The sequence below is a fragment of the Acidovorax sp. 56 genome, assembly GCF_002749705.1.
Classification (GTDB): Bacteria; Pseudomonadota; Gammaproteobacteria; order Burkholderiales; family Burkholderiaceae_C; genus Acidovorax.
Genome location: NZ_PEEV01000001.1, coordinates 1783661 through 1800058 on the forward strand (window position 1 = coordinate 1783661; position 16398 = coordinate 1800058).

The following is a 16398-nucleotide window of genomic DNA, read 5'->3' on the forward strand; positions in this document are numbered from 1 at the left end:
GGTTCTCACCCGTAGTGCGTCTGCAGTGGCCCGAATCGGCTGACTGCAACGCTCCTTCGAGCTTGTTTTTGGAGACCGCGATGCCATCGCACCTTGATTTTTGGGCCCGTGCCCCCCAGCGGCGCTGCCCGCCCTTTTTACGCCTGCCAACCACCAGCCGCCTGCTGGCGTGGCTACTGGCCAGCACGCTGGCTGCACCCGCCTTGGCACAGCCAGCGCAGGGTTCAAACACCCCTGCGCCGCTGCACCACCCCACCCTGCCGCTGCAGAGCCCCCAAGCCCCTGCCGAATGGGACTGGACTGCCGCCAACCGCGCCGTGGCCGAGTTTCCACGCGGCCATGCCGACATCGTGAACTGGGAGGCGCACAACGCTACCGCAACTGTGGAGCCCTCAACCCCATCGCCCCCAGCAGCCAAAACAGATGGCACACCGCACCCCGGCATGCGCCACCAGATGCCCCAGCAGATGCATGACCAAGGGCCGCACCCCATGCCCCACGGCCACCACACCGACCAATCCACCACACCCCAGGGGGGCCGCCCATGAACGCCACTGTGCCCACCCTCTGGCGACTGACCGCCGCAGCCGCCGCCCTCACGGTGCTGGCAGGCTGCGCCAGCGTGTCGCCCGACGGCCTGCAAGGCCGTGCCATGGAGCAAGCCGCCCGCAGCGCCCCCACCCTGGCCGCACAACTCCCGCCCGCAGACCCAGCCACACGCAGCGAGGCACAGGCCCAATTGCGCACCTGGCTGGCCCAGCCACTGACGCAAGACAACGCTGTGCGCATTGCCTTGCTGCACCAGCCCGCGCTGCGCGTGCGGCTGGCAGAGCTGGGCATTCAAGATGCGCAGCGTGTGCAGGCCCTGCAACTGCCCAACCCGCACCTCACCCTGGGACGGCTGGTGAATGGGCACGAGCGGGAGATCGAGCGATCGCTCAGCTTCGGCCTGCTCGACCTCATCACCCTGCCCTGGCGCACCCAGCGCCAGGCCGAGGCCCGCGACCATGCCACTCTGCTGGCCGCACAAGACGTGCTGCAGGTGGCCGCCGATGCCCGCCGCGCCTGGCTGCGCGCCGTGGCCGCGGAGCAGGTGGCCGCCGTGCACAGCCGCATGGTGGAGGCCGCCGAGGCCGGTGCCGAGCTGGCCCAGCGCATGGCGCGCACCGGCAACTGGAGCCGCCTGCAATGGGCGCGCGAGCAAGCCCTGCTCAGCGATGCCCGCGCCAGCCAAGCCCGGGCACAGCTGGCCGCCGCCACGGCGCGCGAGCAACTGCACCGCACCCTGGGCCTGTGGGGTGGCAACGCCAGCTTTACGCTGGCCAGCAGCCTGCCTGCCCTACCCGCAGTGCCCGCCGATGTGCTCAACGCCCAGGCCCTGGAAACCCAGGCCCTTGAGCAGCGGCTGGACCTGCAGGCCGCGCGCCGCCAGCTCGACACCACCAGCACCCGCGCAGGCTGGGCCGGTGCAGCTGCCCTGTTTGGCAGCGTGGGCCTGGGCTACCAGCGCAACACCACCACAGAGCGGGACAGCGGCCACAGCGACACCACCCGGGGCTGGGAGCTGGAGCTGCCCCTGCCCTTGTTCGACTGGGGCGGCACGGCCCGCACGGCGGCGCGGCTGGAGGTAGAGCGCAACGCCGCCCAGTTGCAAGACACCGCCCTGCGCGCGCGCACCGAGGTGCGCACCGCCTGGCTCACCTACCGCACCAGCCACGACCTGGCCCGCCAGCAGCGCGACGAAGTGCTGCCGCTGCGCGCGCTGATCCAGAGCGAAACCACGCTGCGCTACAACGGCATGCTGGCCAGCGTGTGGGACCTGCTGGCCGAAGCCCGCACCGCCGCCGCCGCCAGCGCCCGCGCCATCGAGGCGCAGCGCGACTTCTGGCTGGCCGACACCGACCTGCGCCTGGCCCTCATCGGCGCACTCGACACCCCAGCCACAGCCCTGGGCACCACCACACCAGCAGAGGCCGCCGACAGCCGTGGCCACTGACCTCTCTCCAAAAAATCCAGGACACCCCATGCAACGACGCCAATTTTTCGCCGGTGCCGCTACTGCCGTCGCGGCCACATCGGTCAGCCGCGTGGCACTGGCCGCCCTGCCCGAGCCCGCCACCCAGGCATCGCCCGACACCGCACCGCCCCTGGTGCCACCCAACGGGCGCCCCTACCTACCTGTGGTCACGCTCAACGGCTGGACCACGCCCTGGCGCATGAACCAGGGCGTCAAAGAATTCCACCTGGTGGCCGAGCCCGTGGTGCGCGAGGTGGCCCCGGGCTTCTTCGTCAACCTGTGGGGCTACAACGGCCAAAGCCCCGGCCCCACCATCGAGGTGGTCGAAGGCGACCGCGTGCGCATCTTCGTCACCAACCGACTGCCCGAGCACACCACCATCCACTGGCACGGCCAGCGCCTGCCCAATGGCATGGACGGCGTGGGCGGCCTCACCCAGCCCGCCATCCAGCCGGGCAAAACCTTTGTGTACGAGTTTGTGGCGCGCCGCCCTGGCACCTTCATGTACCACCCGCACGCCGACGAAATGGTGCAGATGGCCATGGGCATGATGGGCCTGTGGATCACGCACCCCAAGGGTCAACACCCGCACATCGCCAAGGTGCAGCGCGACTACGCCTTCCTGATCAATGCCTTTGACGTGGAGCCGGGCAGCAAGACCCCCAAGGTCAACACCATGCTGGAGCACAACATCTGGTGCTGGAACAGCCGCGCCTTCCCCGCCATCAGCCCGCTGGTGGCGCGCCGCGGCGATCGCGTGCGCATCCGCGTGGGCAACCTCACCATGACCAACCACCCCATCCATATCCACGGCCATGAGTTTGAGGTGACAGGCACCGACGGCGGCCCCGTGCCCCCCACCGCCCGCTGGCCCGAGGTGACCACCGACGTGGCCGTGGGCCAGATGCGGCAGATCGAGTTCACGGCCGACGAGCTGGGCGACTGGGCCCTGCACTGCCACAAGAGCCACCACACCATGGGCGCCATGGGCCACGGCGTGCCCACCATGATCGGCGTGGATCACAAGGGGCTGGTGGGCAAGATCCAGAAGATCGTGCCCGACTACATGGTGATGGGCGAGCGCGGCATGGCCGACATGGGCGCCATGGAAATGCCGCTGCCGGACAACACCTTCCCGATGATGACCGGCACCGGCCCGTTTGGCCCGCTGGAGATGGGCGGCATGTTCACCACCCTCAAGGTGCGCCAGGGCCTGGGCGCCAGCGACTACCGCGACCCCGGCGACTTCCAGCACCCGCCGGGCACCCTCGCCTATGAATGGCAAGGCGTCCCTGCCGCCACGCCACGCCCGGCGCGCGTGGACGCCCCCGGCACCGCCCCCACCGAACCCAGCGCCCGCAAACCCGCCGCCAGCGGCCACCAGCATTGAGCCCCACCACATACCATGAATACTATTAAATTTATAGCTGCTAGCGCTTTATTGGTAAGCGCTAGCGCCGTTTTTTCTCATGAATCAGCACCACACCACGCGCCCGTAACTGCGCCAGTGAAAGAGCAAAAGGCCTGGGGCATTGCGGGCGACGCGCAGGCCGTGCGCCGCACCATCACCCTGCGCATGACCGACGACATGCGCTTTACCCCCAGCCACATCGAAGTGCGCGAGGGCGACACCATTCGCCTGCGGGCCGCCAACCAGGGCCAGGTGTTGCACGAGATCGTGATCGGCACCCAGACTGACCTGCAGGCCCATGCCGAGATGATGGCCAAGCACCCCGGCATGGAACACGACGAGCCCTACATGGCGCATGTGCCACCCGGCCAACGCGGCGACATCGTGTGGCATTTCAATCGCGCAGGCCGCTTCGAATTTGCCTGCCTGATCGCTGGCCATTTCAGCGCGGGCATGAAGGGCACGATCACCGTAAAGCCCAAATGAAACACCCCCTGAGCCGCTTCGCGCCTTCCCCCTCTCTCGCTTCGCTGCGCGATGCGGGAGGGGGACACCCCCAGCACGGCGGGGCGGCGCGGCGCGGCCGGCGTAGGCCCTTGTGCGGGGGTGCTGGCCTAGGCCGTGCCAGGCCCAAGGGCAGCGGCACACCCACGGCGCATTGGATTGAACTGCAATTGCAATACAGGAGCACCACCATGACTCACTACACACCCACCCCAACGAAAAACACCCGCCGCCAGTGGCTGGCCCAGGCCATGGCCTGCGCGCTGGCAGGGCCTGCGCTCGCGGCCTACGCAGCCGCCCCCACTGCTACCCCGGTCGAAGTCTGGAAAGACCCCAACTGCGGCTGCTGCCAGGACTGGGTGGACCACATGCAGGCCCACGGGTTTGCCGTCACCATCCACGCCACAGGCAACAATGCCGTGCGCGCCCGCCTGGGCCTGCCGCAAAAGCTGGGCTCGTGCCACACCGCGCTGGTGGGCGGCTACGTGGTGGAAGGCCATGTGCCCGCCAGTGATGTGCGCGCCCTGCTGAAGCAAAAGCCCCAGGCCCTGGGCCTGGCCGTGCCCGGCATGCCCGTGGGCTCCCCCGGCATGGATGGCGCGGTGTACGGAAACCGCCGTGACCCCTATGACGTGCTGCTGGTCGCCCGCGATGGCAGCACCCGCGTGTTCAAAAGCTACCCTGGCCACCAGAAAGAATCCACATGAGCCACAACTCCCGCCAACACACAACACCTTGCACGGCCTCCCACCTGCGCGCCGCCCTGCTGGCCCTGGGCATGCTCGGCGCGACCACGGCCTTTGCGGGCGACGACCACGACCACGGCGAAGCCCACGACAGCCATACGGCATCCACCCAGGTCGCAACCTCCGTCGCACCGGCTGCAGCCCCCGCCCAGGCGGCCACAGCGGCCGAGTTGAGCGAGGGCGAAGTGCTGCGCTGGGATGCACGCAGCGGCAAAGTCACCCTGCGCCACGGCCCCATTGCCAACCTGGGCATGCCCCCCATGACCATGGTGTTCAAGGTGCAAAACGCCGACCAGGGCAGCGCCCTGCAAGCGGGCGTGAAGGTGCGCTTCAGGGCCGAGCAGTTGCAAGGCGCCTATGTGCTGACGCACATTGCCCCGGCACCATGACGCAGCCAGCAAACCGGCGATAACCCCCAGCCCATAATCGGGCCATGAGCAGCACCCCACCCGCCAGCGACGCTGGCAGCATCACCCGCGTGGCGGGCATTGAGGTTGGCCACCACACCGACAGCCACCGCCCCACGGGCTGCACCGTCATCCTGGCGCGTGACGGCGCCGTGGCCGGTGTGGATGTGCGCGGGGCCGCCCCCGGCACCCGCGAGACGGACTTGCTCCACCCGTCCAATCTGGTCGAAAAAGTGCACGCCATCGTACTGGCCGGTGGCAGCGCCTGGGGGCTGGATGCGGCCACGGGCGCCGTGCGCTGGCTGGAGGAGCAAGGCATTGGCTTTGACGTGGCCGTGGGCCGCCTGCCGCTGGTGCCTGCGGCGGTGCTGTTTGATTTGCTGGTGGGCGACATGCGCATCCGCCCCGATGCGGCAGCGGGCTATGCCGCCTGCCAGGCCGCGAGCCGGGCCGACCCGGCAGAAGGCAACGTGGGCGCGGGCGCAGGCGCGGCCGTGGGCAAGATTTTTGGCATAGGCCACGCCATGAAGGGTGGCGTGGGCACAGCATCGGTCACGGTGGCGGGCGTCACGGTGGGGGCTTTGGTGGCGTGCAACGCCCTGGGCGATGTGCTCAACCCCGACACCGCCCAGGTGCTGGCGGGCGCCCGCACGGACGACGGCCACGGGTTGCGCGACACCCGCCGCGCCCTGCTGCGCGGCGAGCTCCCCCAGCCGCTGCTGGCGGGCACCAACACCACGCTGGGCGTGGTGGCCACCGACGCACGCATCACCAAAGTGCAGGCCCACCGGCTGGCCATTGCGGCACACGACGGGCTGGCCCGCAGCATCAATCCCGTGCATACCATGAGCGACGGCGACACCGTGTTTTCCCTGGGCACCGGTTGTGTGGAAGCCCACCCCGGCATGATGGTGCTGGCCACCATGGCCGCCGAGGCCACCGCACGCGCCACGGCACGGGCGGTGCTGGCCGCACGTTCTGTCACAACCGCCGAAGGCCTGCACCTGCCGGGCATGGCAGACTGGCGCCCTTCCTGACTTTGAACAGGGTCTAAGAACCTGTTCAAAGTCTTCGCAGGTGTCCTGCAAGGGCGCCCTGCTCTGCTTCTTCCGCTTCAGAATGAACTCCCGCATGTCCAAGGCCCTTCGATCCACGCTGCTGTCATTGCGCGACCTGCTGCTGTCTGCAGGCCCACTGGCTTTCCTAGCGGTGGGCCTGCTGGCGCTGGCGTACTGGTGGCTCAACCCCACGCCGCCCAAGTCCGTCACCCTGGCCACCGGCCCGGCGCAAAGTGCGTACGAAGAGTTTGGCAAGCGCTACCAAAAAGCACTGGCCGCCGAGGGCATCGAGGTGCGATTGCTGCCCAGCGATGGTTCGTCGGCCAACTTGCAGTTGCTGCGCGATGGCCAGGCCGACCTGGCCTTTGTGCAAGGCGGCACGGCCGAGCTACTGCCTGAGGACCCTGATGAGCTGGTGTCGCTGGGCAGCCTGTTTGTCGAGCCGGTGTGGCTGTTTTATCGCACCGACGCTGCACTGCGCCTGCACCACAGCCCCCGGCTCGATGGGCTGCGGCAGCTGCGTGGCATGCGGGTGAATGTGGGGTCGGACGGCAGTGGTGTGCCTACCTTGATGGACCGGCTGCTGGAAGCCAACCGGCTGGAAAAAGGCGCGGTGACCATGTCCCGGCTGGAGGAGACCCCGGCCACCGTGGCCTTCCTGGCGGGCAAGCTGGACGCCCTGGTGTTTGCGTCGGCCCCCGAGTCGCTGATGGTGCAGATGCTGCTGCAAACGCCCGGAGTGCAATTGCTCGACATTGCCCAGCACGAGGCCTATGCGCGGCGCTTCCCCTTCCTCTCGCCCGTCACGCTGCCGCGTGGGGTGGTGGATTTGGCCAGCAACGTGCCCGCGCGGGATGTGCGCATGGTGGCGTCCACCACATCGCTGCTGGCCCGCGAATCGACCCACCCGGCCTTGCTCACGCTGTTTGCCCAGAACGCACAGCGGCTGCACAGCAGCCCGGGTTGGTTCAACCGCGCCCGGGAGTTTCCGAACATGCGGCACAGCGAACTGCCCATCGCCAAGGAGGGCGAGCGCGCCATCAACGAGCCGGTGCCGATAATGCAGCGCTACCTGCCGTTCTGGCTGGCCAACCTGATTGAGCGGATGTGGCTGGTGCTGGGTATTTTGCTGGCCGCGCTGCTGCCGCTGTCGCGCATCGTGCCGCCGCTGTACCAGTTCAGGGTGCGCTCGCGCGTGTTCCGCTGGTATGGCCGCCTGCGGGAAATTGAAGACACCGTGGAGTCTCAACCCGCCGAGCATCCCGAGATGCTCAAAGCCCTGGATGCCCTGGAAGCGCAGGTGGAAAAGGTGACGGTGCCGCTGTCGTACGCAGACGAGCTGTATGCACTGCGCAACCACATCCACCTGGTGCGCAAGAAGCTGCTACGGGCTTGAAGAGGCCCAGCCTGTCAAAGGCCAGAGCGCTCCGAGGTTAACGGCCCTTGGCCGACTTGGCGACGGAACGCGACAGGCCTGCCGGGGCCGAGTTGGCACTGCGCGAAGACGACTTCACCCGCACCACACGCAGCGTGCCTTCGCCAGCCAGCTTGTCGCGCATGCGCCGCGTCATGGACTGGGTGCTGCCATCGGGCGATGTGAACAGGAACAGCGTGCCATTGGGGCTGGCCCAGGTCAGCTGGGTGCGCACTGGGCGCTGGTTGGTGATCAGCTCCACCCAGGCGCCCACCACAAAGTTGGCAAAGGGGTCGGCAACAGCATCGCTGGCGGCAGAACCACTGCCGGTGTCCAGCACGGCCTGCAAGCTGTCTTCCGACGGCATTTCAGAGCCCAGGCTGTCGGGCGGCTCGGCAAACACCTCGCCTTGAGGCAAGGGGATGGAGGTGCCCGAGGGCATGGGCATCTCAAACGCAGACTGGTGCAAGGCCACCAGCCGCTCCAGAAATGTGCTGGTTTTGGCGGCGGAGTAATCCACGGTGCGCAAGCCCTCACGCAGCTTGGCCAGCATGTCGGGGATCGCCTGCGTCAGCCGGTCCAGCTCCAGCCGGGTCAGCTCTGGCTGCGCACTCCACAGCAGCATAGGCACCAGCGCGAGGTAACCCCCTGGGTCATCCTCAGCACCATCGGCCTGGCTCACCTGCGCCAGCGCCACCACATCGGCCCAAGGGCCTGCGGCAAAGTCGAGTACATCGGCAGGCACCTGCCCCATGTCGGGCAGCCGTCGGATGTCGGCCGCAATTTTCTCGGCCAGCATGGCGCGCTGCTCGGCCCGCTGAAGGACCCTCTTTTGCGCCGCTTCTTTCGCTTTGGCGCGCTGCTCCTGGGTGTCCCAGGCGGAGTACAGCGCCTTGAGCACGGTTTCAAAGGGCGTGGCGTCCTTGATCTGGCTTGCCGCCAAATGGGCCACCGCTTCATTGATCAGTCGCACAAATTGGGCAAACCCTGGGGCCTCTTCCGAGGCAAATGCCAAGCTGCGCTGGGTCATTTCGTCCAGCAAACGGCGCGCGGGGTGGCCTGCATCGGAGAAGAAGCGGGGGTCAAACCGCACCAACTGCTTGAGCGCGGGCTCCAAGTTTTGCACTGCACGCTGCACCGGAGGGAGCAAGCGGGTGTCCTGCGCCAGGGCCAACATCATGCCCCCCACCACATCGGCAGCCACCACGGGCGATTCTGTGGGTGCTACGAAGGGCACGGTGTAGATGGGCTGCCCCATTTGGGTGGGTGCGCGCCAGGCAGACAGGGGCGCCGCCTGGCTGCCGCCGCTCAGGCGGTTGACCAACCTCTCCAGCTGCGCAATGTCTTCCATGGCGTCGGCCGCCACTGCAGGCACTGCCGCGTAGGCAGAGCCCATGGCGGCATGGCCACTGGGCACCACCGTGCGCCCATCCACCCAGCCCACCGCAGGCATTTGGCCAGACTGCAAGGGCACCGCCTGAGAAGGCACGGCCACATAGGCCCCACGGGGGTCAAAGGGGTCGCCCCCCGCCAGCATCTGGCGCAGAATGCCCACCGTCAAGATGGCCTCTTCCGCCTCGGCAGCCATCTGCGGCTGCATGGCCGATTCGCCCTGCCAGCCCGTGTGCCCACCCATGCCACGGCCATAGCCTGTGTTGCCACCGTAGCCCGTGGTGCCGCCGTACCCACTGGGTTGCCCGTAGCCCGTGGAATAGCCGCTGCCATACCCCGCGCCCCCCCCCATGCCTTGCGCCGGGCCGTAGCCTGTGCGCCCAGCCATGGCGGGCGAGCCCAGCACGGCATAGCCCACGGGCTCAATGCCTTGCTCGCGCAGGCTTTTGGCCAAGCGCTGGTATTCCACCTCCAATAACTTACCCAGCAGGCTACGCATGTGTTGCATCCACAACTGGCGTACCTCAGACGGAGCGCCCGTTTCAGACACCACACGCTGCAAAGCGCGGATGTAATTTTCGGGACGCAGAGGATTGCGCTCGGGCTGCACGCTGCGCAGGCCTTGGGCCGAGCTGACCAAGGTATTGAGCTCTGCCAACACCGCTTCGGTCGCATGCACCGCTTGTTGCTGTGCCTTGGACAGCTCCACCTGGTCTTGCATTTCGCTCTCGTCCATGAGCGAAAGCTCGCCAAAATCCATCCCGGTCTCGTCGGCCGGACGGGCTTTGGCGTTGGAAGGGCCTTCTGCAAAGATCTCCAGCAAGGCCATGGAGTAGCCCTTGACCATGCCAGCTTCGTGCTGCTTGAGCACACCCAGCGCATCGCTGATGTTGTTGCGCTGCTGGACGTTGCGAACTGAAGACTCCTCTTGCGTCAACGCATTGCGCGTGACCTCCACCAATTTGCCCATGAGCGCTTCGCCCTCGCGCACAGCGCTAACGACGCAGGCGCGAAAAACAGTTCTCGAACGGGACGCTGCCTGGGACATGGTGAAAGGAAGAAAAAGGGGTTTCCAGTTGCAATCCTACTTGACCTGCAGAACTTTGGAACCTTACTTGAGTGCCTTGTAACGCATCCGCTTGGGCTTGGCGCCCTCTTCGCCCAGGCGTTTTTTCTTGTCCGCTTCGTACTCTTGGTAATTGCCGTCAAAAAACGTCCATTGGCTGTCACCTTCGGCTGCCAAGATGTGGGTGGCAATACGGTCAAGGAACCAGCGATCGTGGCTGATGACCAACATCGTGCCAGCAAACTCCAACAGCGCATCTTCCAAGGCGCGCAGGGTTTCCACGTCCAAGTCGTTGGACGGTTCATCGAGCATCAGCACGTTGCCGCCCGCAATCAAGGTCTTAGCCAAGTGCAAACGGCCACGCTCCCCCCCGGAGAGCATGCCGACCTTCTTTTGCTGGTCGCCACCATTGAAGTTGAAGCGACCGCAATAGGCACGGCTGGCCATCTGGAATTTGCCGACGTTCAGGATGTCAAGCCCACCCGACACGTCTTCCCACACCGTCTTGTCGTTGGACAGGTCGTCACGGTGCTGGTCCACAAAGGCCATCTTGACGGTGGAGCCGATGACGACTTCCCCCGAGTCCGGCTTTTCCTTGCCCGCAATCAGCTTGAACAGCGTGGACTTACCGGCGCCGTTGGGCCCGATGATGCCGACGATGGCGCCTGCAGGGATGTTGAAGCTCAGGTTGTCGATCAGCACGCGGTCGCCAAACGATTTGGTGACGTTCTTGAACTCAATCACCTGGCTGCCCAGGCGGTCAGCCACAGGGATGAAGATTTCGTTGGTTTCGTTGCGCTTTTGGTATTCGAAGTCGCTCAGTTCCTCAAAGCGGGCCAGACGGGCCTTGCTCTTGGCCTGGCGGGCCTTGGGGTTCTGGCGCGACCATTCCAGTTCCTTCTTCAGGGCCTTGGCGCGGGCTTCTTCACCCTTTTGTTCGGCTTCCAGGCGGGCGCCCTTTTGGGTCAGCCAGTCGGAGTAGTTGCCCTTGTACGGGATGCCGGACCCACGGTCCAGTTCCAGAATCCACTCGGCGGCGTTGTCCAGGAAGTAGCGATCGTGGGTAATGGCCACCACGGTGCCGGAGTAGCGCTGCAGGAACTGCTCCAGCCAGTCCACCGATTCGGCGTCCAAGTGGTTGGTAGGCTCGTCGAGCAGCAGCATGTCGGGCTTGGACAGCAGCAGGCGGCACAGCGCCACGCGGCGCTTTTCACCGCCGGAGAGCACGCCGATGTTGGCATCCCACGGGGGCAGGCGCAGCGCGTCGGCAGCGATTTCCAGCTGGTGCTCGGAGTCGGTACCAGCCGTGGCGATGATGGCTTCCAGCTCGGCCTGTTCGGCGGCCAGAGCGTCAAAGTCGGCGTCTTCGGCGCCGTAGGCGGTGTAGACCTCTTCGAGGCGCGCCTTGGCGGCGAACACCTTGCCCATGCCAGCTTCCACGCTTTCACGCACGGTCTGGGTGGGGTCCAGCTGGGGTTCCTGAGGCAGGTAACCAATGTTCAGGCCCGCCATGGGAATGGCTTCGCCTTCGATTTCCTTGTCAATGCCTGCCATGATTTTCAGCAGGGTGGACTTGCCCGAGCCATTGGTCCCCAGCACGCCGATCTTGGCGCCTGGGAAAAAGCTCAGGGAGATGTCTTTCAAAATCTGCCGCTTGGGCGGCACGATCTTGCCGACGCGGTTCATGGAGAAAACATACTGAGCCATTACATGCCCCCCCACGAGCAAAGCGAGTGAAGGCCGCCAAAGGCGGGCAGTTGTTTCGATAAAACGTATTGGGCCATTACTTGTTCAACCTGCGAAAGTGGGCAGAAATTCTGCGTTCAAACCGAGATTATCGGGCCATGCGACAATAAGCGGCGTAACGGGCTCCAGTTGCTCGTCACATCAGCAGTTTGCTGGGGACGAAGGAATCACTTTCCTGGCTCCCAATCTTGAACCTCATCTGCCTGAGACTGGCTCAGCAACCCCTCTTTGGTTGCGACGACAGGCCGATACCCAGCGCCCGGACGGGCGCAATCTACGACATGAAATTTGAAGAACTGAATCTGGCTCCTGCCATCCTGAAGGCGGTGCTCGAACAAGGCTACGAGACACCCACCCCCATTCAGGCCCAGGCGATTCCCTCCGTACTCGCAGGCCATGACCTGCTGGCCGGAGCACAGACGGGTACCGGCAAGACCGCAGCATTCACACTGCCAATGCTGCACCGCCTCAGCCAGGGCACAGCCCCCAAAAGCAAGTTCGGCGGCAAGGGCATCCGCGCCCTGGTCCTGACCCCCACCCGTGAATTGGCAGCCCAGGTTGAAGAGTCGGTGCGCGACTACGGCAAATACCTGGACATCAACTCCACTGTGGTCTTCGGTGGCGTGGGCATGAACCCGCAAATCGACCGCATCAAGCGTGGTGTGGACGTGCTGGTTGCCACACCAGGCCGTTTGCTGGACTTGCAGCAGCAAGGCTTCCTGGACCTCTCTACCGTCGAAATTCTCGTTCTGGACGAAGCCGACCGCATGCTCGACATGGGTTTCATCCACGACGTCAAGAAAGTCCTGGCGCTGGTTCCTAAAGACAAGCAAAGTCTGCTGTTCTCCGCCACATTCAGCGATGAAATCCGCGAACTGGCCAACACGCTGCTCAAGAACCCGCAAAGCATCCAGGTCACGCCCAGCAACACCACGGTGCAACGCATCACCCAGGTGATTCACCCTGTGGGCCGTGGCAAGAAGAAGCAAGTGCTGCTGCACATCATTCAGCAGCACAACTGGAGCCAAGTGCTGGTATTCACCCGCACCAAGTTTGGCGCCAACAACGTAGCCGAGTTTCTGACCAAAAACGGTGTTCAAGCCATGGCACTGCATGGCAACAAGAGCCAGAGTGCCCGTACACAGGCCCTGGCGGGCTTCAAGAGTGGCGATATCCGCGCCCTGGTGGCTACCGATATTGCTGCCCGCGGCATCGACATCGACGATCTGCCCCATGTCGTTAACTACGAAATCCCCAACGTCTCCGAAGACTATGTGCACCGCATTGGCCGTACGGGCCGTGCAGGCGCTACGGGCGAAGCCGTGAGCCTGGTCTGCATGGACGAAGAAGGCTTCATGATGGACATCGAGCGCTTCACCAAGCAGCAGATTCCAGTGCAAGTCATCGAGGGCTTTGGCCCAGACGCAGGTGAAAAGGCAGAGCCCATTGCCATGGGCCGCCAGACGATCTGGGGCGGTGCAGGCAAGCCCCCAAGCCGCGAAGTGATGCAGGCCGCCGCCAAGGCCGCCCGCAGTGAAATGATGGAACGCATCCGCACCAACAAAGCCGGCCAGGGTGCAGGCAACGGCAATGGCGGCGGCGAGCGCGGCCCCCGTCCTGCCGGTGGCGGCAATGGCGGCGGTGGCCGTGGCGGTCGCGCCGGTGGCGGTGCCGCAGCGAATGGCGGCGGCAATGGCCCACGTGGCGGTCGTGCCGGTGGTGGTGGCCAGGGCGGCGGCGCACGCGCTGGCGGCCAAGCCCCTCGCGGTCGCTCCGGCGGCGGCGGTTACGAAGGCGGCGGTGGCGGCAATCGCTATGACGACTCGCAACCTCCGCGCGCCAATGCCCACCTGGGAACGCACTCGGGTCACAGCAACCCAGGCAACCGCCACTCAGGCCATTCGGCGGGCGGCCAGCCTGACCCGATGCGCACCAGCGTAGACAGCATGGGCGGCGGCGGTCGCCGTGGCGGTGGTGGCGGCTACCGCAGTGGTGGTGGCAATGGCGGCGGTGGATACGGCGGCGGTGGCGGCCGCAGCAACGGCCCTCGCGGGTCTGGCGGCGGCCCTCGCGGCGGCTCGTTCAACCGCTAAGTTCATCCACCCGCTGAGGGTCTGAGTGCCCGACCTCCCGCAAAGATGCCAGGGATGTCGGGCACAGTCACATCTGAGTGACAGAACTGCAGATGGCCCACAAACTCATTACACCCTGGGTGCACCCACGCCCGCAGTGCAGGCTGATGTAAACCCGCAGCCACACGCCAACATCTCCTACAGGCATCAACGGGTAACATCCGCAAGTTCCGTGACGCCCTCTTGCGACCTTTACAGCCCCACACCATGACTTTGCGCTCCGCACTCTTCAATGCCCTTGGCCCCCAGTCAATGCCTGAGAGCCCCGAGCCAAGCGGCAGGTGGCGGCTGCATGCACTCACCGCGACCATCATTTCAGCGGCTTTGCTGGCGGCTTGCAGCAGCACACCGTTGCCACCGTGGCCCAGCGCCGGGAGCAAGCCCACGGCAACAGTCCCTGCACCGTTGCCACGCGCCGCATCGGCCAAGCAGGTTCCGCCTCCACTCGGCACCACACCTAAAGCAGCCGAAGCCACAGCGACGCCTGTCCTGCCAACCCCAGCTTTGGTGGGCAGAAACGAAGAACCACTCACGCCACCTTACAGCGCAGCGGTGGCAGCACGTTTTCCTGATCCAGCCATCCAATACAGCACCCCTGGGCTTGGGAAAGATCGCCGCTCATTCACCACCAATGCCGAGCTAGCGCAATGGCTGACAGGGCTTGCAGACATGCGATCTGGGACCACCCCACCTCCCCAGTTGCTTCAGCTAGGCGTGTCTCAACGTGGCACTCCAATCTTGGGCTTGCTGCTGACCAAAGCCAAAAACCCCAGCCCAGCCACACTGGAAACTGCAGGCCGCCCCACCGTGATCATGCTAGGGCAGCAGCACGGGGACGAGCCGGCAGGAGCGGAAGCTCTCCTCATCATGGCCCGCGAGTTGGCCCCTAATGGGCTGCTCGACGCGCTGCTGGACAAGATCAACGTGATTGTGGTGCCGCGCGCCAATCCCGATGGCGCCGAAGCAGGAACGCGCAACACGGCCAACGGTGTCGACATGAACCGCGACCACCTGCTGCTGCAAACCCCCGAGGCCCAAGCGATAGCACGCTTGGTACGCGACTACCGCCCGTTGCTTGTCATTGACTCACATGAATACACCGTGGCAGGTCGGTTCAAGGACAAGTTCAATGCCATCCAGAAATACGATGCTTTGCTGCAGCATGCGACGACAGCAAACTACCCAGAGTTTCTGACCAAGGCCTCCCTGGAGTGGTACCACGCCCCCATGGTGGCAGCCCTGAAAGAGCAAGGCCTGAGCAGCGAGTGGTACTACACCACATCCACCGACCGCGAAGACAAGAGCATTTCCATGGGCGGCACACAGCCCGACACCGGCCGAAATGTGCACGGACTTAAAAATGCGGTAAGCCTGTTGATCGAAACACGGGGCGTTGGTATTGGCAGGCTGCACGCACAAAGGCGGGTACACACCCAGGTCACAGCCATCACCAGCGCATTGCGCAGCACGGCCGACAAGGTAGGCCCACTGGAGCAAGTGCGCTCATTTGTTGCACGAGACACCGCTGCGCAGGCTTGCCGCGACCAAGTCGTAACCGAAGCCGCCGCCACACCCACCCAACGCGACCTTATTTTGCTGGACCCAACCACCGGAGAAGATCGCAGCCTGCGGGTGGACTGGAATTCCTCACTGAGCCTGCGCAAACTGCAGACCCGGGCACGCCCATGCGGCTACTGGCTGGATGCCAGTGCAACCGCTGCTGTAGAGCGGCTCAAGCTGATGGGCGTTCAAGTGATGAAGGTTGCAGAAGCAGGCTCGCTACTCGCGGAAAAATACCAGGAAACCGCAAGAGAAATCGGGGAACGGCGCGACGTGCGGGGCGCCATTGCAGCCAGCAGTGACACCATCCGCATCAAGGTGGCACCAGTGCGCGCAGCCATCGACGTCCCCACCGGCAGCTACTACATTCCGCTGAACCAAGCCTTGGCACACGTCGCCGTGGCGGCTTTAGAGCCCGATACCCAGAGTAGCTACTTTGCAAACCACTTGATCGGCGAGCTGGAGCACACAGCTCGCGTCATGGCCACCCCCTCCCTGGTTTTTGAAGAAGCCGACTGATTCAGACACCAAAGGCACCTCACCTGCTGCAAGCTGAACGGTCTGAAAAGGACCAAAAGCACATCGGCACAGCAGGCATTGGTCCGCATATTTGCGCCTACAGCCCCGTCGGACAAGTGTCTGCGGGTTATCATCGGACTCTCGGGTTCAGCATGTGCACATGCACAGCACCTCAAAACCCATTGAGGCTATCCCATCCATCTGCCCGTAGCTCAACCGGATAGAGCAATTGCCTTCTAAGCAATAGGTCGGGGGTTCGAGTCCCTCCGGGCAGGCCAGTACAGCCATAAAAATCAACAACTTATGGCGACTCTGGTGATTTTTCGAAGTTTAAAAACGACTTTCGAAGACTCTCGCAAACGCACATTTCCCGCACATTTTTGCCGCGAACTGTCGCGACGAAATGCCGCTTGACAATGCGTAGAA

12 protein-coding genes and 1 tRNA gene are annotated in these 16398 nt (G+C 64.9%); 11 read left to right on the top strand and 2 right to left on the bottom strand.

All coding sequences use genetic code 11. The annotated features are described in order from the left end of the window. The first annotated feature begins 80 nt into the window (after window positions 1-80). The 8 genes from CLU88_RS07920 (at window position 81) to CLU88_RS07955 (ending at window position 7539) form a co-directional block, all read left to right on the top strand. Window positions 81-548, top strand: a complete 468-nt coding sequence (locus CLU88_RS07920) for a hypothetical protein (protein ID WP_099656124.1) — start codon at window positions 81-83, stop codon at window positions 546-548. Next, on the top strand, window positions 545-1996 hold the full coding sequence (locus CLU88_RS07925; RefSeq protein WP_099656125.1) for a TolC family protein: 1452 nt from the start codon (window positions 545-547) through the stop codon (window positions 1994-1996). Before CLU88_RS07920 ends, CLU88_RS07925 begins: the two co-directional genes overlap by 4 nt. 28 nt (window positions 1997-2024) lie before the next feature. Next, window positions 2025-3407 (top strand): multicopper oxidase family protein, encoded by a 1383-nt coding sequence (locus tag CLU88_RS07930; protein ID WP_099656126.1) that lies wholly within the window; start codon window positions 2025-2027, stop codon window positions 3405-3407. Window positions 3408-3422: 15 nt separating this feature from the next. Further along, window positions 3423-3914, top strand: a complete 492-nt coding sequence (locus CLU88_RS07935; protein ID WP_099656127.1) for a plastocyanin/azurin family copper-binding protein — start codon at window positions 3423-3425, stop codon at window positions 3912-3914. A 209-nt stretch (window positions 3915-4123) separates the two neighbouring features. Then, window positions 4124-4639 carry a DUF411 domain-containing protein gene (locus CLU88_RS07940; RefSeq protein ID WP_099656128.1) on the top strand — a complete coding sequence of 172 codons (516 nt, stop codon included), beginning with the start codon at window positions 4124-4126 and terminating at the stop codon, window positions 4637-4639. Further along, window positions 4636-5067, top strand: a complete 432-nt coding sequence (locus tag CLU88_RS07945; protein ID WP_099656129.1) for a copper-binding protein — start codon at window positions 4636-4638, stop codon at window positions 5065-5067. Before CLU88_RS07940 ends, CLU88_RS07945 begins: the two co-directional genes overlap by 4 nt. Window positions 5068-5111: 44 nt before the next feature. Further along, window positions 5112-6122, top strand: coding sequence for a P1 family peptidase (locus CLU88_RS07950; RefSeq protein WP_099656130.1), 1011 nt, complete (start codon window positions 5112-5114; stop codon window positions 6120-6122). A gap of 94 nt (window positions 6123-6216) precedes the next feature. Then, the gene (locus tag CLU88_RS07955) at window positions 6217-7539 is read left to right on the top strand and encodes a TAXI family TRAP transporter solute-binding subunit (protein ID WP_099656131.1); all 1323 of its coding nucleotides are present in this window, start codon (window positions 6217-6219) and stop codon (window positions 7537-7539) included. A gap of 37 nt (window positions 7540-7576) precedes the next feature. Here CLU88_RS07955 and CLU88_RS07960 read toward each other — a convergent pair whose 3' ends face one another. Beyond that, window positions 7577-9997, bottom strand: coding sequence for a DUF1631 family protein (locus CLU88_RS07960; protein ID WP_099656132.1), 2421 nt, complete (start codon window positions 9995-9997; stop codon window positions 7577-7579). A 63-nt stretch (window positions 9998-10060) separates the two neighbouring features. Beyond that, the gene (gene ettA / locus CLU88_RS07965; protein ID WP_099656133.1) at window positions 10061-11722 is read right to left on the bottom strand and encodes an energy-dependent translational throttle protein EttA; all 1662 of its coding nucleotides are present in this window, start codon (window positions 11720-11722) and stop codon (window positions 10061-10063) included. 320 nt (window positions 11723-12042) lie between these two features. Between ettA and CLU88_RS07970 the strand changes: the two genes are divergently transcribed. From CLU88_RS07970 to CLU88_RS07980, 3 genes are all read left to right on the top strand, one after another. Next, complete coding sequence (locus CLU88_RS07970) at window positions 12043-13854, top strand: DEAD/DEAH box helicase (RefSeq protein WP_099656134.1); 1812 nt, start codon at window positions 12043-12045, stop codon at window positions 13852-13854. A 246-nt stretch (window positions 13855-14100) separates the two neighbouring features. Further along, entirely contained in the window at window positions 14101-15972 is a 1872-nt protein-coding gene (locus CLU88_RS07975) for a M14 family metallopeptidase (RefSeq protein WP_099656135.1), read from the top strand. A 201-nt stretch (window positions 15973-16173) separates the two neighbouring features. Beyond that, window positions 16174-16250: transfer RNA gene (locus tag CLU88_RS07980), tRNA-Arg, on the top strand. Window positions 16251-16398 lie beyond the last annotated feature (148 nt).

Bases quoted from the DNA above. Each gene is read 5' to 3' on its own strand.
- CLU88_RS07920 (WP_099656124.1), top strand. From the start codon at position 81: ATGCCATCGCACCTTGATTTTTGGGCCCGTGCCCCCCAGCGGCGCTGC.
- CLU88_RS07925 (WP_099656125.1), top strand. From the start codon at position 545: ATGAACGCCACTGTGCCCACCCTCTGGCGACTGACCGCCGCAGCCGCC.
- CLU88_RS07930 (WP_099656126.1), top strand. From the start codon at position 2,025: ATGCAACGACGCCAATTTTTCGCCGGTGCCGCTACTGCCGTCGCGGCC.
- CLU88_RS07935 (WP_099656127.1), top strand. From the start codon at position 3,423: ATGAATACTATTAAATTTATAGCTGCTAGCGCTTTATTGGTAAGCGCT.
- CLU88_RS07940 (WP_099656128.1), top strand. From the start codon at position 4,124: ATGACTCACTACACACCCACCCCAACGAAAAACACCCGCCGCCAGTGG.
- CLU88_RS07945 (WP_099656129.1), top strand. From the start codon at position 4,636: ATGAGCCACAACTCCCGCCAACACACAACACCTTGCACGGCCTCCCAC.
- CLU88_RS07950 (WP_099656130.1), top strand. From the start codon at position 5,112: ATGAGCAGCACCCCACCCGCCAGCGACGCTGGCAGCATCACCCGCGTG.
- CLU88_RS07955 (WP_099656131.1), top strand. From the start codon at position 6,217: ATGTCCAAGGCCCTTCGATCCACGCTGCTGTCATTGCGCGACCTGCTG.
- CLU88_RS07960 (WP_099656132.1), bottom strand. From the start codon at position 9,997: ATGTCCCAGGCAGCGTCCCGTTCGAGAACTGTTTTTCGCGCCTGCGTC.
- ettA (WP_099656133.1), bottom strand. From the start codon at position 11,722: ATGGCTCAGTATGTTTTCTCCATGAACCGCGTCGGCAAGATCGTGCCG.
- CLU88_RS07970 (WP_099656134.1), top strand. From the start codon at position 12,043: ATGAAATTTGAAGAACTGAATCTGGCTCCTGCCATCCTGAAGGCGGTG.
- CLU88_RS07975 (WP_099656135.1), top strand. From the start codon at position 14,101: ATGACTTTGCGCTCCGCACTCTTCAATGCCCTTGGCCCCCAGTCAATG.